Source organism: Hydrogenovibrio sp. JE_KL2, from assembly GCF_009296185.1.
Classification (GTDB): Bacteria; Pseudomonadota; Gammaproteobacteria; order Thiomicrospirales; family Thiomicrospiraceae; genus Hydrogenovibrio.
This window is the reverse complement of record NZ_WBJR01000001.1, coordinates 819,321-836,878: the sequence shown is the minus strand read 5'-3', so window position 1 is coordinate 836,878 and position 17,558 is coordinate 819,321. Positions and strand designations below refer to the sequence as shown.

Genomic DNA, 17,558 nt, shown 5'->3' with positions numbered 1-17,558 from the left:
TGGAAAATTAAACATGTTTGACTCTAAGAGAAAAGTCATTAGTAACCAATACCCAGCCTGGAAATATATTTTGCTGGCGGTCGTGATTGTATTGGGGGTAATTTATTCGGCCCCGAACCTGTTTGGTGATGACCCTGCGGTTCAAATCTCGCCAGCGAAAGCCGTGAACTTCAATGCTTCTATTGAAACCAGAGTGCAAAAAGCTTTGGAAGATGCCAATCTCCCCATCAAGAGCATGAGTTACAAGGCTGACCAATTGTTGGTTCGATTCAACTCAACTGAAGAGCAGTTAAAAGCGAAAAGTGTTATCAAAAACCTCTTGGGTAGAGAAGCCGTTGTCGCACTTAACCTTGCGCCGGCAACGCCGCAGTTTTTAAGAGACTTGGGTGCGGAGCCGATGTTCCTTGGTTTGGACTTGCGTGGTGGGGTGCATTTCTTGATGGATGTCGATATGGAAACGGCGGTACAAAAAGCCTATACCCGTTATGTTGATGAAATCAAAGCCTCATTCCGTGAAAAGCGTATTCGTTACCTATCGGTAGATTATGAAAAAGAAGCTTTGTGGATTAAGTTCCGTGAAGGGACGAACCTTGATGAGGCTCAGGCGGAAATCAACAAGAAATTTGATGGCGATTTCATCATCAAGCAATTGCCTGAAGGAAGAGAACCTTCATTGGAATTGCTGTTGTCTCCTAAGACCATCGCCACAGCCAAGTCTTATGCTTTGAAGCAAAATATCACCACGTTGCGTAACCGTATCAATGAACTAGGGGTTTCCGAGCCGGTTATCCAGCAACAGGGCGATCGCCGAATTGTTGTGCAGTTACCAGGTGTTCAGGATACCGCTAAGGCAAAAGAAATCTTGGGTGCGACGGCAACTTTGGAATTCAGATTGGTTGAAGAAAAAGGCGATCCTCAGGAAGCGGAGAAAACAGGTTACGCGCCTCACGGTGCTCGCTTGTATCACTTCCGTGATGGTCGTCCGATTTTACTTCAACGCCGCATCATCGTTAGTGGTGACAACGTTATTAACGCGCAATCAGGTATTGAGTCCAAGTCTGGTACTCCTGAAGTTAGCGTGACGCTGGATAGCGTGGGTGGTCGTAAGATGTTGGCAACGACGAAGAAAAACGTCGGTAACCGCATGGCGGTTGTTTACATCGAAACACGTATTGATACCGTGTTGGAAAACGGTAAAAAAGTTAAGCGTCGTGTAACGTCTAAAGATGTTATCAATGCGGCGGTTATCCAAGGGCAGTTCGCAAACCGCTTCCAAATTACAGGTTTGGCTTCGCCTCGTGAAGCACAAGACTTGGCATTATTGTTAAGAGCAGGTGCGCTGGCAGCGCCAATGGAAATCGTTGAAGAAAGAACGGTTGGGCCCAGCCTTGGTAAAGACAACATCGACCAAGGGTTCATGTCGGTCATTATCGGCTTTATCCTCGTGTTGGTTGTCATGGCGTGGCGCTACAAAGTATTTGGCATGATTGCCAACCTGGCACTGACACTAAACTTGATTTTGATTGTCGCCATCATGTCCTTGATGCAGGCCACTTTAACCATGCCAGGGATTGCAGGGATCGTTCTGACAGTCGGTATGGCGGTTGATGCCAACGTTCTGATTTTCGAACGTATTCGCGAAGAGTTGCGAGTAGGTTCGGTGCAGGCTGCCATCAATGCCGGTTATGAAAAAGCCTTTGTGACCATTGCGGATGCGAACATCACTACCTTATTGGCGGCCATCGTACTGTTTAGTTTTGGTACCGGACCAATCAAAGGGTTTGCTATCACCTTGTCTATCGGGATTATCACTTCCATGTTCACGGCCATTATGGGTACGCGTGCCATCGTCAACTGGCGTTATGGCAACAAGCCGATTGAAAAGTTATCGGTTTAGGAGAGAAACATGGCAACAGATAAGAATCAGGATAAAACGAATATGTCTGAACAAAAATTGATTAACTTCATGGGACAACGCAAGATCGCGATGGTGGCATCGACGATTTTGATCATCGCCTCCATTGTCGGGATTCTCACCAAAGGTTTGAACTTTGGTATCGACTTTACGGGCGGGACGATTATTGAGTTGGCGTATGACAAGCCAGCCAATGTTGATAAGATTCGCCAGAATCTACAAGCGAACGGTTTTGATCAGGCGGTTGTACAAAACTTCGGTTCTGCCGAAGATGTGTTGATTCGTATTGCGCCTCGTGAAGGTGTAAATTCTTCGAAAATTTCCAATCAAATTTTGGGAGTTTTGAAGTCAAACAACGACGATAAAATCGACCTTAGACGTGTTGAATTTGTTGGGCCTCAGGTTGGAGATGAGCTGACCGAAGACGGTTTCCTAGCTGTTATCTATGCGTTGATCGGTATTTTGATTTATGTCGCGCTACGATTTGAGTTCCGTTTCTCTGTTGGGGCAGTTGCGGCTTTGATTCATGACGTGACAATTACCGTGGGGGTCTTTGCCTGGACACAAGCGCAGTTTGATCTGACTGTGCTGGCGGCCATTCTTGCGGTTATCGGTTACTCGCTGAACGATACCATCGTTGTATTCGACCGTGTGCGTGAAAACTTCCGTATCGAACGTCAAGGATCACCGGTTGATGTCACCAACTTAGCGGTTAACCAAATGTTGGCAAGAACCATCATGACGTCTTTCACGACGTTGGTGGTATTGATTGCGCTGTTCATTTTTGGTGGGGAAATCATTCACAACTTTGCGATGGCATTGATTGTGGGTATCGTAGTTGGTACCTATTCTTCAACTTACATCGCAAGTGCCATTGCATTGGCGTTGGGCGTTTCGAAAGAAGACTTGATGAAACCCGTCAAAGAAGGTGCAAGCCGAGATGAACAAGAAGAAGAGCTAACCAGACTCTTCTTGGAAGAGGAAGCACAAAGAGAAGCTAAGCTGGCTTCACAAAAGAAAAAATAGCCGTATCAATCTTCCTGCGTGGGTTTGCTCTACGCAACGAAAATCTGCCAGGTTGGGTCTATCCCCCCCCCAACCTGGCAGTTTTTTTATTTGCAGTGGAAGATTTTGATAGAACAGATTTAAATTGATCCATTTCAATTCACTTAGATAGTTTGAGTTTTTGACCCTTATGTCCTTACAGTTAGAAAAAAATAAAAGACGAACGTTTGCGATTATTTCCCATCCGGATGCCGGTAAAACCACGGTAACAGAAAAGCTGTTGCTTTATGGTGGTGCGATTCAGATGGCGGGTGCGGTGAAAAGCCGTAAGACCGACCGAGGTGCAACATCCGACTGGATGAAAATGGAGCAGGAAAGAGGGATTTCCGTTGCTTCATCCGTGATGCAGTTCCCTTACAAAAAAGTAATGATGAACCTGTTGGACACCCCGGGCCATGAAGACTTCTCGGAAGATACTTATCGTACTCTAACGGCCGTTGACTCGGCATTGATGGTTATCGACGTCGCAAAAGGGGTTGAGGACAGAACCATCAAATTGATGGAAGTTTGTCGTTTGCGTGATACGCCAATTCTGACCTTTATCAACAAGCTTGACCGTGAAGGTAAAGAGCCGATTGAGCTGCTTGATGAAGTTGAAGAGGTTTTGAAAATCAGCTGTGCGCCAATGACTTGGCCGATAGGGATGGGGAAACGCTTTAAAGGAATCTACCACCTATACAACGATACCATTAGGCTTTTTGAAGTGGCTGACGGCTTGAATGCGTCTGCTGGTGAGTTGATTGAAGGCTTGGACAACCCGCTGCTGGATGAAAAAATCGGTGGCATGGCAGAAGAGTTGAGAGAGGAAATCGAGCTGGTACGTGGCGCGAGCCATGAGTTTGATTTGGATGCGTTTTTGGATGGACAGCTGACGCCAGTGTTTTTCGGTTCCGCGGTGAACAACTTTGGCTTACAAGAACTGTTGGATGGCTTTGCAGAGTACGCGCCACCACCAAAAGGGCGTGAAACTGAAACGCGTACGGTCAGTGCAGATGAAGACAAGTTGACAGGCTTTGTATTTAAGATTCAGGCAAATATGGATCCACAGCACCGAGACAGGGTTGCATTTATGCGCATTGTATCCGGCAAGTATGAGGCCGGTATGAAGCTTAAGCATGTGCGTATCGGTAAAGACGTCAAAATCTCGAAAGCCATCACTTTCCTTGCCAACAAACGTGACCATGCAGAAGAAGCGTATCCCGGGGATATTATCGGCTTGCACAACCACGGTACAATCAAGATTGGGGATACTTTCACGCAAGGCGAAGACTTGAAGTTTACGGGTATTCCAAACTTTGCGCCGGAGCTTTTCCGTCGCGCGCAATTAAAAGACCCGATGAAGATGAAAGCTTTGCAAAAAGGTCTGACGCAGCTATCCGAAGAGGGGGCGACACAGTTGTTCCGCCCAATCGCCAATAACGATTTGATATTGGGTGCTGTCGGTGTGTTGCAGTTTGAAGTGGTTGCGCAGCGTTTGAAAGATGAATATAACGTCTCATGTTTGTTTGAAGCGGTGAATGTCTCGACGGCACGTTGGATAATGGGCGAAAAGTCTGAGATTGAAAAATTCTTGGCGAAGGTAAAAGAGAACGTGGCTTACGATGCGGCGGATCAGTTGGTTTACATCGCGCCTACAAGGGTAAATTTAAGCTTGATGGAAGAGCGTTGGCCAAACTTGCAGTTCGTTGCTACACGAGAACATTGATCTTTTTTTAAGACGGTTTTAGAAAATAAAAAACAAAAATATTCTATAAGTTAATGATTTATATTGCATTTGTGAAAAAAATGTGTCATAAATGCATATCGAAAACCATATTTAACAATAATGTTGAGCCAAACTTACTGTGAAGTAAGGACGGAAAGCCACGGGTCTTTCTAAGATAGCCGGGTTGCCATTTGCCTATATAGCCGCTTTTACTTTGGCAAAAGTTGCGGTTATATCGTAATCTGGTTTTATCCTAGCTAGACCCCTTGATGCTATCAAAAAAGGAATTGCAAAATGGCAGTCAAATTGGTCAAACGCAAATCGAATATTTTTCGGGAAAATAAAAAGACACCTATGGTGCTGAAGTGGTTGTTTGTGACGATCTTTCTTACTGCAGCAACTGCATACGCCTATAGTGAAGATGTCTTAGCGAGGGTGTTTTAAATCCTTGCGAAAAAAGCAGCTTTTTGGCTCTTTTTCTTAAACCAAGATAATTGTCGCCAACCCCAGAAATACGAAAAATCCTAAAGAATCCGTTACTGTCGTTAGCATAAGGCCAGATGCTAGCGCAGGATCTATTTTTAGCTTATTGAGTATTAACGGGATTATCGCACCTGCGATTGCAGCCGCAATCAAATTCAACAGCATTGCCGCACCAAAAATCATTCCTAATGATAGTTGATCAAACCAAATAGCCGCAGTGGCTCCAGTTAAAACCGACCAGATTAAACCATTTAAAAAACCAACGGTACCTTCTTTTAGAACCAGTGCACGGCTGTTTTTTGCGCCTAATTTTCCGGTCGCCAATGCGCGAATGACAATGGTGGCAGTTTGCGTGCCGGCAATGCCTCCCATGCTGGCGACAATTGGCATGAGTATCGCCAAGGCGACAATTTGTTGAATCGTGGCTTCAAAGACACCAATCACGGCAGATGCGAATAGTGCGGTCAGTAAGTTGATTCCCAGCCAAAAAGAACGACGTTTGGCTGAGCGAAGAGGTGGAGAGAATAAATCTTCTTCTTCGGTTAAACCTGCGCTAGCCATTTGCGCATGCTCAGCTTCTTCACGGATGATATCAACGACATCATCGATAGTGATACGACCTAGAATCAAATTGTTTTCGTCGACAACCGCGGCAGAAATGATGTCGTTCTTTTCAAAGTAATGCGCCACGTCCTTGTCAGATGTGGTTGCTTTGATAGCATCTTTTTTCTTGATCAGCTCATGAACGAGCGTATCTTCATCGTTGGTGATAAGGTCGTTAACTCTTAGCACGCCTTCATATTTACCTTCACGATCCCTTACAATCAAATCAAGTGTCGCTTCAGGCAGAGACCCCATTTTTCTCAAAAGACGCAACACAACCTCTAGGCTGACGTCTGAACGCACGGTAACAATATCGGTACTCATCAGACCACCGGCGGTGTTCTCAGGGTAGCTCAGAGCCGTTTCTACAGCGGTTCTTTCTTCATCCGAAAGGTTATCTAGGACGTGTTGTTGTTCTTCTTCAGGCAGGGATTGAACGATATCGGTGATATCATCGGTTCCCAATTCTTCGGTTAACTCAATAATTTCTTTGTTATCAAGTTGCTGCAATAAAGAAGAACGAACTTCTTCGTTGGTATGCCCGATGACTTCCCCTTGAATCTCAGGGGTCAGATGTACCCAAAGCGGATAACGCTGTTTGGGTGGTGTCGCCTCAAGTATTTCGGCGATTTCTTCAGGAACAAGGCTGGTCAATATTTGCTGAGCATAATCCTCATTATTCGCATTGACGGCTTCGAGTAGTTGTTCTGTGATTTGAAGTTTGTCGCTAGTCTGAGGCATATTGGCGGCCAGGGCTGTTGGTTAATTTGGGTTATTCTAAAACAATTATGGGGTAATAATAAGAGGGATTAGATGAAAAACTCCCATAAAAAAAGGGCCAACGGCCCTTTTTTCTTTCGGATGCATTTAGGCTTCTTCTGCCATGTTTTTAATGCCGCCAGATTTTTGATTGTGGCTTCCGATTTTTTCTTTGTACTTGATGATTTGACGGTCAAGTTTGTCAACCAAGCCATCAATAGAGGCATACATATCATCAGTGGTGTGTTCGGCAAATAAATCTTTTCCTGAAACGTGAACAGTTGCTTCTGCTTTTTGCCCTTGCTTCTCAACAGTCAAAATTGTATGAGCAATCGTGACATGGTCAAAATGTCTGGTTAGCTTTTGCATTTTTTCTGTAACGTAATCGTGAAGTGCATCTGTGATGTCGATGTGGTGACCTGTGATATTGATTTGCATAATATCGCTCCTTTGCCTGTGTTTGCGATGTGCAGTTCGTTTATTTTTATGTGATTTTTATGTTAAGCGTGTTTATCACGTCTTCAATTGCAGTATAGCATAAAAGCGTTTTGCGTTAGTTTGTGTTCGTGGCGGAAAAGTGAAAAATTACTTGAAGTTTTCGCCTAGATAAACTCGCTTGACGTCTTCGTTTGCGAGGATGTCTTGTGGGGTTCCGCTGGCAAGGATTGTGCCGGCATGAAGGATGTACGCGCGGTCGCAAACCCCTAATGTTTCTCTCACATTATGGTCGGTAATCAGAACACCGATCTCCTTTTGTTTTAAATGTAAGATGATATTTTGAATGTCTTTTACCGAGATCGGATCAACCCCTGCGAAAGGTTCGTCAAGAAGGATAAAGTCGGGTTCCATTGCTAGTGCTCGTGCGATCTCCACGCGGCGTCTTTCACCGCCCGACAGTGCTTGACCTAATTGTTCTGTGATGTGGCCAATTTGTAGGTCGTCTATTAACTCTTCATATTTTTGGTTTTGCTGTTCTTTTGGTAGTTCATTGCGCATCTCAAGAATCGCCATAATATTTTGTCTGACGGTCAGCTTTCTGAAAACAGAAGCTTCTTGCGGCAAATAACCAATGCCGAGCTTGGCGCGCTGGTCAATGGAAAGGTCGCTGATATTACGATCGTTTAAGAAAATATCACCGCCGTCGTTTTTAACGAGCCCGGTCATCATGTAGAAGGTGGTGGTTTTACCGGCACCATTTGGACCAAGAAGACCAACAACTTCACCACTGCAAACATCTAAATCAACAGAGGTTACGACTACACGTCTTTTGTAGCTTTTAGCCAAACCGCGAGCGTAGAAAGTCGCCATTATTTTTGTTCCTGCTCGTCAGGTGTGAAGATCATCTTGATACGCTGTTGCTTTTCGCCTTTTGCAGATAGGGTTTTTCGGGTTAGGTCGTAAAGTATTTTAGGGCCGCTGATGCTATTCTTGCCTTCTTGAATCACTTGGGCATGGCCTTCAAGTAGCAGTGTTTTTTGTGTAGCAGAGTAGGTTATCTTGTCGGCATGACCGGTGACCCAACCTTTTTCCTCTTCAAGGTAACGCCTAAAAGTGGCTGGCTTGCCAATCACAATCGCAGTCGATATTTTACGTTGAGGGTGGTGTAACGTGACTTTATCGCCTTTTATGGTTGTCGTTCCCTGCGTGATGACGACATTCCCCTGATAGACACTAATGCCTTCCTTGTCTTTCGCATTCAATGAGTCGGCGGTGACTTCAACGGGGAGGTTTTCGTCAGATGTATTCGCTGTGTTTTCTGCTTGAGCGGAAAAAGCACAGAATAGGGTGGTGAACGCCAGCATAAGAAAGAAAATGCTATGCACGGAAGAAAGAGTTTGTTTAGTGAGGTTGGTATTGCGTTTTAACATTCGATTCAAATTTGTATTGGTCTTGCTTCAAATTGGCAGAAAAACCAACGCCCGTAATGGTTACGTTAGGCGTTTTTAGCTGGGTAAAGACATGGTTTACCAACTGTTCTGTCTGGCTATTATAAGTAATTTGTTCTGTTTTAAGGCTTTTATTTTCTTTGTTATGGGATGCGCTTTCTATTTGAACATTACCTTCCAGATGGATGGTTTGATCGTTTTGGCTGCTTCCCTTCTGGCTGCGAATCAATAAGGTTTCGTTCGGCTTTTGTTGGATTGAAAAGGGCGCCGTGAAGTCGCTTTGTTTTGAGTTGTTCTGGTAGTGAATGGCTTTTGCCGTTAAGTAGGTTTGCTGTTGTTCAGAGGTATTTTTATTGACTTGCCAAGTGGTAGAGTCAAAAATTTGCCAGCTGTAGGTTAGTTTTGGACGCTCTGGCTGTGTTTTGTTGGGTGATTGTAAGAAGTTTTGTTGGGTGTTGATCAACAAAAGGGAAATTGATAGTACAAAAACCAGAATCATTGGTAAGCGTTTTTTCATAAGCTATCCCTCATTGGTTTTGTACTGATAAATTTTATCTTAGCTATTTTATAGGCTTTTTCTAAGGTAAAAGTCTATATGTTTTTGCCAAAGTCCTTGAGATTTTAGAAGCAATTCACACATTTCACGAACACAGCCTTCGCCACCGTTAAAGTGTGAAACGTAGTGAACGTGTTGCGGAACTTCCGTGTCTGCATTTTTAGGGCAGGCGGCAAGCCCAACGCGGGTAAGGATTGGTAGATCAAGAATATCATCTCCCATATAGGCGATTTCACTCAAATCTAATCCCAATTCATCTACTAGCTTCAAAAAGGTAGGGAGTTTATCTGGAACGCCTTGATAGACATGTTTGACTTTTAGATCTTTCATTCGTTTGTCGATAAGGGGAGATTTGCGACCTGTAATAATCCCGATTTCGATGCCGCTTTGTTGCAGCATAACCATGCCGTGTCCATCGCGGGTATGAAAGCTTTTGTATTCAATACCATTGTCGCCGTAGTAGAGTTTGTTGTCGGATAAAACACCGTCGATATCCAGAATCAGGAGTTTGATTTTGGCGGCTTTTTCTAAAATATTGGTTTGAAAATCCATGTTGACTACCTTGCTGTTTCGTACAAACTTTTGAGACGACGTTCTTAGGGGTGAACCATTCTATAATAAAGTAGTACCAAATAGCCAAGATAACTGAGCGTTAGAAGCATTCCCTCGGCTCTCGTGATGACTGCGCTGCCATTTCTTGGAAGTGCGACAATTAACATGGCTAAAGTCATTCCCAACATGACAGGGTAATCAATAATTAAAGTCGAGTTGTCTACTGGCGAAGGGTCTATCAATGCAGGCATTGCCATAACGGCAAGCAGGTTAAAAAGATTTGAGCCCAAAATATTTCCGATCATTAGGTCAGATTCGTCTTTTTTGGCGGCAGAAATGGCGGCTGCAAGTTCAGGTAAGCTGGTTCCTACAGCAACGATTGTTAGACCAATAATTAAGTCTGGAACCTCAAAATACTGGGCAATTTCTACAGCGCCCCATACCATTAACTTGGCGCTGGCAATCAGAATAACCAGTCCAATTAAAAGGAGAATGATGGATTTTTTGAGGGATAGTTGCGGTAGGTCTTTGATTTCTTCGATGGTTTCTTCAACAAGTGGGTCGTGTTTATCGACTGTTTTGTTGGCCTTGATCATCCAAGCCATGACGAAAATGAGCGTGCCGATCAAGATGATTCCGTCCAATCTCCCCAGCTCATGATCGAGTATTAAAAACAGACCTAGTATTGAGACAACGAGTAAAATAGGAAATTCACGTTTTAGAAGTGATGATTTGACGACAATCGGCGAAATCAGTGCGGTTATTCCTAGCACTAGTCCAATGTTGGCGATGTTCGAACCTATGACATTACCAACGGCTAATCCAGGGCTGTTGTCAATTGACGCTAAGATAGAGACTAGTACTTCTGGAGCGGAAGTCCCGAAGCCTAAAACCACTACTCCGATAATTAGGGGAGAGATGTTTAAGTGGGTCGCTGTGCTTGCCGCACCGTCAATGAAAATGTCTGAACTCCAGACAAGAAGGGCTAGTCCTACGAGTAATACCAAACTTGGTAAAATGAGCGTCATTGTCATACAGTTTTCTTTTAGACTGTTTTGCGTAAAGTCGTTATTATAGGGTTTTTTATAATTAAAATAAATAAAGCTTATGGCAAATGAAGTTGAAAATTTATTGGTAGGGACTCGAGGTTGGGCTCATAAAAGTTGGAATGGCGACTTTTATCCTGATGATATGCCTGTCGAATGGCAGTTGGATTTTTACGGTCAACACTTTAAAGCAATCCTTTTGCCCCAAGCCGAATGGCAAGGGTGGACTAAAGAGCATATTGAAGAATTTGAGGTTTTACATGAACCCGAATATTTCTTTGTGGTTTTTGAAGTAAGTGCTTTTAATGAAAGCGTTTTGTCACAGTTAAAAAACATCAAGGAATGGCTAAAAGATAAAGCTTTTGGTGTTTTGGGGTTTAATTTATCCCAGGCTGAAATGAATGTTCTCCAGTCAGAGCTTGAGCCGCTTGGTTATAAATTAACTTCTTGTGCTTCTAGGTCACAATTAATGGGTTGGTCTTTTGAATCGGAATTGGGTGTTTTGACAGGAGAGCCATTGTATTTGGTTCGCATGAACGATTATCCAATGAGTCAATTAAAGAAAACTGTGACCCCATTTTTAGAGTCATTGCCACATGATTATTCAGGTGGTTTTGTCTTCGCCATCGATGAAGATGTGTCGACCAAGCATATGACGGATTTAAAGTTGCTGTTGGAGCTGTTGGGATATTAATATCATCTCAATGTTCAATGATTCTTTTATTTAGGCAATTTTGTTATGATGAGTCGCTATGACTACAGAAACTGTTATTCGAATTGAAAACCTTAGATTCCAGAGAGGGGATAGGGTTATTTTTGATGATGTTACCCTGGATATCCCCGAGGGTAAGATTACTGCGATTATGGGACCTAGCGGAACGGGAAAGACAACTTTACTTAAGTTGATCGCCGGGCAGTTGGTGCCAGATTCGGGTAGTGTTACGGTTTATGATAAAAATGTACACAAGCTTTCGCGATCTCAACTCTATGTGTTGCGGAGCCGGATGGGAATGTTATTCCAGTCTGGCGCGTTATTGACAGATTTGAATGTCTTTGAAAATGTCGCCTTTCCAATTCGAGAGCACACGGACCTTCCTGAAGACCTGATAGAACTCATTGTTAAGCTGAAATTGCAGGCGGTAGGCTTAAGAGGGGCGTTGGAATTGATGCCTTCCGAGTTATCGGGAGGGATGTCTCGTCGAGTTGCCTTGGCGAGGGCAATTGCGCTAGACCCTGATATGGTTTTCTATGACGAGCCTTTTGTAGGGCAAGACCCAATCACAATGGGGATTTTGGTGTCTTTGATAAAAAAACTGAACCAAAGTCTAAAATTGACAAGCGTGGTGGTATCTCACGATGTTAAAGAGGTGCTTTCAATTGCTGATTTTGCCTGTGTCATTTCCGAAGGTAGAATTGTTGCTCAAGGCACGCCGGAAGAATTGCTGGCGTCCGATTCAGAGTATGTTAAACAGTTTTTACGAGGCCTGCCTGATGGTCCGGTACCTTTCCACTATCCGGCAACGGATTACATAGAGGATTTGTCTTGCTGAATTATTTTCACTCTTTGTTGTTTACGATGGGGAAGGTAACGCTGGGGGTTGCATCCTCGGTTGGCAGGGGCGCTTTATTTGTTGCTTCTCTGGTGCCGGCACTGCCTTACGCGTTTACCCGCATTGACCTGCTCGTTAAGCAAGTTTATTTTTCAGGTGTTTTATCCTTACCGATTATTTTAACGGCTGGCTTGTTCGTTGGGATGGTGCTGAGTCTGCAAGGTTATAATGTCCTAGTGGATTATAATTCTGAAGAGGCGGTTGGAACCATGACGGCACTTTCTCTGTTGCGTGAGTTAGGGCCTGTGGTGACTGCCTTGTTATTTGCAGGTAGAGCGGGTTCGGCATTGACTGCGGAAATTGGTTTAATGCGTTCTACAGAGCAGACGTCAGCATTGGAAATGATGGCCGTAGACCCCTTGAAATTCATTTTTGTGCCAAGGCTTGTGGGAGCGATTATTGCGCTACCAATGCTTTCTATGATGTTTATTGGTATGGGGATTTTTGGTGGCTATTTGGTTGCAGTGGGGTGGCTAGGTGTTGATGACGGCGCTTTCTGGTCACAGATGCATGCTCATGTCGACTGGAAAGATGATGTGGTCAACGGCATGATAAAGTCAGTTGCATTTGCCGTATTGGTTTCAATCATTGCCCTATTTCAGGGGCAAGACGCCATACCTACATCTGAAGGTGTGAGTAGAGCAACCACTCGAACGGTTGTGCATGCCTCGTTAGGGGTTTTAGGGTTAGATTTCGTTCTAACCGCATTAATGTTTAATTAATCTACGCAAGTGTGTGTAAGGAATTCTTGATATGTTTCGTCGTTCCAGTATAGAGATATGGGTAGGTGCATTTGTTTTAATGACATTGGTTGCATTGATCTTTGTTGCATTTAAAGTCAGTAACTTTCAAGGGTTTCAAGACAAGCCTACCTACCAAGTTAGCGCGTTATTTTCTAATATAGGCGGCCTTAAAGTTAGGGCGCCGGTCAAAATCAGTGGCGTTGTTGTCGGGCGTGTCGATTCTATTTCGGTGGATCAAAAAACGTATCGTGCGAAAGTGGTGATGGACATCTATAAGGAGTACAACAAACTTTCACTAGATACCTCGGCATCCATTCTGACTTCTGGTTTACTTGGAGATCAATATATTGGTTTAACTCCAGGAGCCGATGATGAATACCTTAAGAATGGTGATCAGATCGATATAGCGCAATCAGCATTGGTCTTGGAAGAGTTAATCGGTCAGTTCTTAACTAAGTTAGGTGATAGTGGGAATAAAAAATGATTTTTAAGCGCAGAATAGCAGTTTTGTTTGGTTTGTTGGCATCTTTGATTGTTACAGGTGCGCAAGCTCAGATTAATCAGTCTGACCCTAAAGAAATGGTTCAGGAACTTTCCCAGACTGTTTTGAAACAGATTGATCTTCAAAGAGAAGCGTTGAACGCTGACCCAGAAAAGGTCAAGGCGTTTGCTGATGAATATATTTTGCCTTATGTGGATACGCCAAAAATGGCACGTTATGTCATGGGGCAATATTGGCGTTCAGCAACGCCTAAGCAGCAGGAAGAGTTTACAGAGGCTTTCAAAAATACTTTGCTTCGTTCTTATTCACAAAGCTTGATTAAGTTAAAGGTATCAAAAATCAAAGTGACTCGTGTTGAAGAGCCTCGTGAAGGCAGAGCGACTGTTGAGACAGATGTCACTCAATCCGATGGGAACGTGTCTTCGGTAATTTATCGCGCCTATTTAAACAACCACACACATAAGTGGATGCTGTATGACGTGACGATTGAAGGCATTAGCTTGTTATTGAACTATCGAAAAATCTTTGCATCCGAATTTGACGCTAAGGGAATAGATCAAGTGATTGCATCCCTTAAAGAAAAGAATAAGGTGTAATTTGTGAAAGCAGTGAATATGTCTGAGCAAACGGCTTATGTGGTTAAAGATAAGACGCTTACCTTAACGGGAGATTTGACGGTTCACGCTATCAGCAAATTATTTAAGAACAATCCTTGGATTGCTGAGCAGAAGATTGAAGAGATTGATTGTTCTCTTGTCACCTCTGCAGACAGTAGCTGCTTGGCATTGATTCTCTTTTTACAAGCCAAGGCAGGACACAAGGTGAAAGTGACTTCTTTACCGGAAGACATGTCTGGCTTGATTGATCTTTATGAACTAAAGCCATTTTTATCGGCTTAACTAAAACACATTAAAAAATATGACTAGTGCGGCAGTTTCATTTCAGAATGTCAGTAAGGCTTATGGCACTTTACAGGCGCTGAAAGGGGTTTCCTTTGAAGTTGAAAAGGGAGCTTTTTTTGGATTACTTGGGCCAAATGGCGCGGGTAAATCGACTTTAATTAATTCCATGGCAGGGCTTGTGAAGCCGAGTTCAGGTCATATCCTTGTTAACGGTTATGATACAGAGAAGTCTTATCGTCAAACTAGACGTCAACTCGGATTGGTTCCTCAAGAGTTGATTTCAGATCCTTTTTTCTCAATCAAAGAACTTCTAACGATTCAATCTGGATATTTTGGTCTTTCTGGAAGTGTGCAAGATAAATGGATTGGGGAGTTACTTGAAAGGCTAGCTTTAAGTGAGAAAGCGGATGCAAATACCAATCAGCTTTCTGGCGGCATGAAGCGACGTGTTCTTATTGCAATGGCACTGGTTCATAAGCCCGATGTCATCGTTTTGGATGAACCAACAGCAGGTGTTGATGTCGACTTAAGGAAAACATTGTGGGACTTTACCAAAGAGCTTCATCAAAAAGGTCACACGATTATTTTGACAACGCATTATTTAGAAGAAGCAGAGTCTTTGTGTGAAAAAGTGGCAATACTTCAAAAAGGGCAGTTAAGAGCTTTAGAGTCGACTTCAGATTTGGTTTCTATGCATCCTTTCCGTTATGTTCGAGTGAGTTTATCTCAGCGATTTGAAAAAGCCATGCTTTCAAGCACTCTGGATTTGGCAAATCGTTTGGACAGTTTCAATGTGAACGAAGTGGTTTTTAAAGTTGAGAAAGAATTGCCTTTGAATCAAGTCATGTCGTGGTTGTCTGCTTCGCCGTTGTCAATCAAGGATATTACTAGTAGAGATGCAACCTTAGAGGAAGTGTTTATCAGCTTGACAGGAGGGCAAGACAATGAACTTTAATCTTGTTGGTTGTTGGGCACTTTTTGTTAAAGAGGTTAGACGTTTTTACTCGGTTGCCATTCAGACTATTTTCGCGCCTGTGGTTTCGTCGCTACTGTATTTACTGATTTTTGGGCAAGTCATTGATACGAAAATTGAGGTGTTTAGTGGTTTGACTTATAGTCAATTTCTGATTCCAGGTTTGGTTATGATGACGGTGTTGCAAAATGCCTTTTCCAATACCTCTTCAAGTATCATTCAGTCAAAAATGCATGGAAACTTAACTTTTGTCATGCTGAGTCCCATTTCTCCCTTGGAGCTGTATCTTGCATTTGTTGGTGCATCCGTCATTCGGGGACTTGCTGTTGGTGTAGGGGTGTTACTGGTAGGAATGTTTGGTTTTGATTTGACGATGAATCATCCTTGGTGGATTCTTCTTTTTGCGGTATTAAGCGCTGCTATTATGGGCTCGGTAGGTTTGACAGCAGGCTTATTGTCCGACAAGTTTGATCAGCTTGCAGCGTTTCAAAACTTCATCATTGTCCCGTTGACTTTCTTAAGTGGTGTTTTTTATTCCATTCATGCATTACCGAATATTTGGCAACACATTTCCCACTTGAATCCCTTCTTCTATATGGTTGATGGATTTCGTTATGGTTTCTTTACGCAGTCAGATGTATCTATTGCATTAAGCTTAACCATCACGGTTGCTTTCTTTTTTGGGATAACGGCGATTAATCTGATTTTGTTATTCAAAGGCGTTAAAATACGCGATTAAGTTTTTAAGAAGCGGAAAATTATGTCTCCCGAAAATATTCGAAACAAGATTCAAGCGGCTATTTCTGATGCGCAAGTTGTAACCAGTGGCGAAGATTGTAATTTTGCAATCGAAGTAATTAGCGCTGAGTTTGAAGGGAAATCACCTTTGCAACGTCACAGAATGGTGAATGATATTTTTAAACAAGAGTTTGAAAGTGGTGCGCTTCATGCCTTGTCAATTAAAACGGCCGTTCCGGAAAAAGAATAGACTATGGATAAATTGGTAATTGATGGTCCATGCAGCCTGTCTGGACAAGTACAAATCTCTGGCGCGAAAAACGCTGCATTGCCTATTTTAATGGGCTGTCTTCTTGCCGAAACACCAGTTAAGTTATCGAATGTCCCGCATTTGAAAGATGTGACAACGACGATTCAATTGCTAGCGACCATGGGGGTTGAAGTCCTATTCGATGAACAATTGAATATTGAAATTGATGCCTCGGATATTGTGACCAAGGAAGCACCTTATGAGTTAGTGAAAACAATGCGGGCTTCAATTTTGGTAATGGGACCTTTATTGGCACGTTTTGGAGAAGCCAAAGTTTCTTTACCGGGTGGTTGTGCCATCGGTTCACGTCCAGTTAATATCCACATTGAGGGTATGCAAAAAATGGGCGCTGAGATAAAAGTTGAACAGGGTTATATCATAGCCAGAGCAGACAAGCTGAAAGGTGCTGATATTACTATGGAACCAGTCACTGTGACCGGTACCGAAAACTTGATGATGGCTGCGGTACTTGCTGAAGGTCGTACAGTTTTGAGGAATGCTGCTAGAGAGCCAGAAGTGTCAGACTTGGCAAATTTCTTGAACAAGATGGGCGCCAAAATTTCTGGTATCGGAACCAGCACGTTAACGATTGATGGTGTTGATTCCTTAAAAGGGGTCGCCTACAGTGTGATTCCTGACCGTATTGAGGCGGGAACCTATCTTGCTGCAGCGGCAATAACGCATAGTTGCATCACGGTAACGCATGCAAATCCTGAACATATGGAATCGGTATTGGAAAAGTTTCGAGAAGCGGGTGCCTTAGTAACGGCTACACAAGATTCTATTACCTTGGATATGCGCAATAGAGAGCTGAAGCCCGTCAATATTGTGACTGACCCGTATCCTGACTTTCCAACAGATATGCAGGCTCAATTTGTTGTGATGAATGTTCTGGCGCAAGGTGAAGGTAATGTGGAAGAGACGATTTTTGAGAATCGTTTTATGCATGTTTCCGAGTTGATCAGAATGGGAGCGGACATTAAAGTGTTTGGCAATACGGCTCAGACACATGGTGTAAAGAGCTTAACCGCAGCACCTGTGATGGCAACAGACTTAAGGGCTTCTGCCAGTTTGATTTTGGCAGGTTTGGCGGCAAAGGGTCAAACTGTCATCAGTCGCATCTATCATATTGATAGAGGGTACGAGTTGATAGAAGAAAAGTTCCACAAGTTGGGCGCCCATATCTACAGAGCAAATTAACAGAAGAACG

Annotated in this window: 21 protein-coding genes and 1 riboswitch; of the genes, 14 read left to right on the top strand and 7 right to left on the bottom strand. The window is 43.3% G+C overall.

Annotation, left to right across the window (positions count from 1 at the left end):
• The first annotated feature begins 13 nt into the window (after nucleotides 1–13).
• From secD to F8R13_RS11450, 4 genes are all read left to right on the top strand, one after another.
• On the top strand, nucleotides 14–1,897 hold the full coding sequence (gene secD, locus F8R13_RS04005; protein ID WP_152831997.1) for a protein translocase subunit SecD: 1,884 nt from the start codon (nucleotides 14–16) through the stop codon (nucleotides 1,895–1,897).
• Between the two features lie 9 nt (nucleotides 1,898–1,906).
• On the top strand, nucleotides 1,907–2,941 hold the full coding sequence (gene secF, locus F8R13_RS04000) for a protein translocase subunit SecF (protein WP_253806317.1): 1,035 nt from the start codon (nucleotides 1,907–1,909) through the stop codon (nucleotides 2,939–2,941).
• Nucleotides 2,942–3,110: 169 nt separating this feature from the next.
• Nucleotides 3,111–4,685, top strand: a complete 1,575-nt coding sequence (locus F8R13_RS03995) for a peptide chain release factor 3 (RefSeq protein ID WP_152831996.1) — start codon at nucleotides 3,111–3,113, stop codon at nucleotides 4,683–4,685.
• A 117-nt stretch (nucleotides 4,686–4,802) separates the two neighbouring features.
• Nucleotides 4,803–4,877: riboswitch (cyclic di-GMP riboswitch) on the top strand.
• Nucleotides 4,878–4,979: 102 nt separating this feature from the next.
• Complete coding sequence (locus F8R13_RS11450) at nucleotides 4,980–5,129, top strand: hypothetical protein (protein ID WP_172967684.1); 150 nt, start codon at nucleotides 4,980–4,982, stop codon at nucleotides 5,127–5,129.
• A gap of 36 nt (nucleotides 5,130–5,165) precedes the next feature.
• On the opposite strand, the gene mgtE is transcribed toward F8R13_RS11450, so the two are convergent.
• The 7 genes from mgtE to F8R13_RS03960 form a co-directional block, all read right to left on the bottom strand.
• The gene (mgtE, locus tag F8R13_RS03990) at nucleotides 5,166–6,512 is read right to left on the bottom strand and encodes a magnesium transporter (RefSeq protein ID WP_152831995.1); all 1,347 of its coding nucleotides are present in this window, start codon (nucleotides 6,510–6,512) and stop codon (nucleotides 5,166–5,168) included.
• 126 nt (nucleotides 6,513–6,638) lie between these two features.
• Nucleotides 6,639–6,968 carry a ribosome hibernation-promoting factor, HPF/YfiA family gene (gene hpf / locus F8R13_RS03985; protein ID WP_152831994.1) on the bottom strand — a complete coding sequence of 110 codons (330 nt, stop codon included), beginning with the start codon at nucleotides 6,966–6,968 and terminating at the stop codon, nucleotides 6,639–6,641.
• Between the two features lie 147 nt (nucleotides 6,969–7,115).
• The gene (lptB, locus tag F8R13_RS03980) at nucleotides 7,116–7,838 is read right to left on the bottom strand and encodes an LPS export ABC transporter ATP-binding protein (RefSeq protein WP_152831993.1); all 723 of its coding nucleotides are present in this window, start codon (nucleotides 7,836–7,838) and stop codon (nucleotides 7,116–7,118) included.
• Entirely contained in the window at nucleotides 7,838–8,398 is a 561-nt protein-coding gene (gene lptA, locus F8R13_RS03975; protein WP_253806343.1) for a lipopolysaccharide transport periplasmic protein LptA, read from the bottom strand. The genes lptB and lptA overlap by 1 nt, the downstream gene beginning before the upstream one ends.
• Nucleotides 8,370–8,933 (bottom strand): LPS export ABC transporter periplasmic protein LptC, encoded by a 564-nt coding sequence (gene lptC / locus F8R13_RS03970; protein WP_152831992.1) that lies wholly within the window; start codon nucleotides 8,931–8,933, stop codon nucleotides 8,370–8,372. Before lptC ends, lptA begins: the two co-directional genes overlap by 29 nt.
• A 48-nt stretch (nucleotides 8,934–8,981) precedes the next feature.
• Nucleotides 8,982–9,524, bottom strand: a complete 543-nt coding sequence (locus F8R13_RS03965; protein WP_152831991.1) for an HAD family hydrolase — start codon at nucleotides 9,522–9,524, stop codon at nucleotides 8,982–8,984.
• Between the two features lie 44 nt (nucleotides 9,525–9,568).
• Complete coding sequence (locus tag F8R13_RS03960) at nucleotides 9,569–10,558, bottom strand: calcium/sodium antiporter (protein ID WP_152831990.1); 990 nt, start codon at nucleotides 10,556–10,558, stop codon at nucleotides 9,569–9,571.
• 73 nt (nucleotides 10,559–10,631) lie between these two features.
• Between F8R13_RS03960 and F8R13_RS03955 the strand changes: the two genes are divergently transcribed.
• Genes F8R13_RS03955 through murA form a run of 10 tightly spaced genes read left to right on the top strand, consistent with a single transcriptional unit; the run spans nucleotide 10,632 to nucleotide 17,548 of the window.
• A complete protein-coding gene (locus F8R13_RS03955) occupies nucleotides 10,632–11,264 on the top strand; it encodes a hypothetical protein (protein WP_152831989.1) in 633 nt (210 codons plus the stop codon).
• A gap of 58 nt (nucleotides 11,265–11,322) precedes the next feature.
• On the top strand, nucleotides 11,323–12,120 hold the full coding sequence (locus F8R13_RS03950; protein WP_152831988.1) for an ABC transporter ATP-binding protein: 798 nt from the start codon (nucleotides 11,323–11,325) through the stop codon (nucleotides 12,118–12,120).
• A 26-nt stretch (nucleotides 12,121–12,146) separates the two neighbouring features.
• Nucleotides 12,147–12,902 carry a lipid asymmetry maintenance ABC transporter permease subunit MlaE gene (mlaE, locus tag F8R13_RS03945; protein ID WP_152832114.1) on the top strand — a complete coding sequence of 252 codons (756 nt, stop codon included), beginning with the start codon at nucleotides 12,147–12,149 and terminating at the stop codon, nucleotides 12,900–12,902.
• Nucleotides 12,903–12,933: 31 nt separating this feature from the next.
• Nucleotides 12,934–13,407 carry an outer membrane lipid asymmetry maintenance protein MlaD gene (gene mlaD, locus F8R13_RS03940; RefSeq protein ID WP_152831987.1) on the top strand — a complete coding sequence of 158 codons (474 nt, stop codon included), beginning with the start codon at nucleotides 12,934–12,936 and terminating at the stop codon, nucleotides 13,405–13,407.
• On the top strand, nucleotides 13,404–14,021 hold the full coding sequence (locus F8R13_RS03935) for a phospholipid-binding protein MlaC (protein ID WP_152831986.1): 618 nt from the start codon (nucleotides 13,404–13,406) through the stop codon (nucleotides 14,019–14,021). The genes mlaD and F8R13_RS03935 overlap by 4 nt, the downstream gene beginning before the upstream one ends.
• A 3-nt stretch (nucleotides 14,022–14,024) precedes the next feature.
• Complete coding sequence (locus F8R13_RS03930; protein WP_152831985.1) at nucleotides 14,025–14,324, top strand: STAS domain-containing protein; 300 nt, start codon at nucleotides 14,025–14,027, stop codon at nucleotides 14,322–14,324.
• Between the two features lie 19 nt (nucleotides 14,325–14,343).
• Nucleotides 14,344–15,282, top strand: coding sequence for an ABC transporter ATP-binding protein (locus tag F8R13_RS03925; RefSeq protein ID WP_152831984.1), 939 nt, complete (start codon nucleotides 14,344–14,346; stop codon nucleotides 15,280–15,282).
• The gene (locus tag F8R13_RS03920) at nucleotides 15,272–16,039 is read left to right on the top strand and encodes an ABC transporter permease (protein ID WP_152831983.1); all 768 of its coding nucleotides are present in this window, start codon (nucleotides 15,272–15,274) and stop codon (nucleotides 16,037–16,039) included. Before F8R13_RS03925 ends, F8R13_RS03920 begins: the two co-directional genes overlap by 11 nt.
• Nucleotides 16,040–16,060: 21 nt before the next feature.
• Nucleotides 16,061–16,288, top strand: a complete 228-nt coding sequence (locus tag F8R13_RS03915; RefSeq protein WP_152831982.1) for a BolA family protein — start codon at nucleotides 16,061–16,063, stop codon at nucleotides 16,286–16,288.
• Nucleotides 16,289–16,291: 3 nt separating this feature from the next.
• Complete coding sequence (gene murA, locus F8R13_RS03910) at nucleotides 16,292–17,548, top strand: UDP-N-acetylglucosamine 1-carboxyvinyltransferase (RefSeq protein WP_152831981.1); 1,257 nt, start codon at nucleotides 16,292–16,294, stop codon at nucleotides 17,546–17,548.
• Nucleotides 17,549–17,558 lie beyond the last annotated feature (10 nt).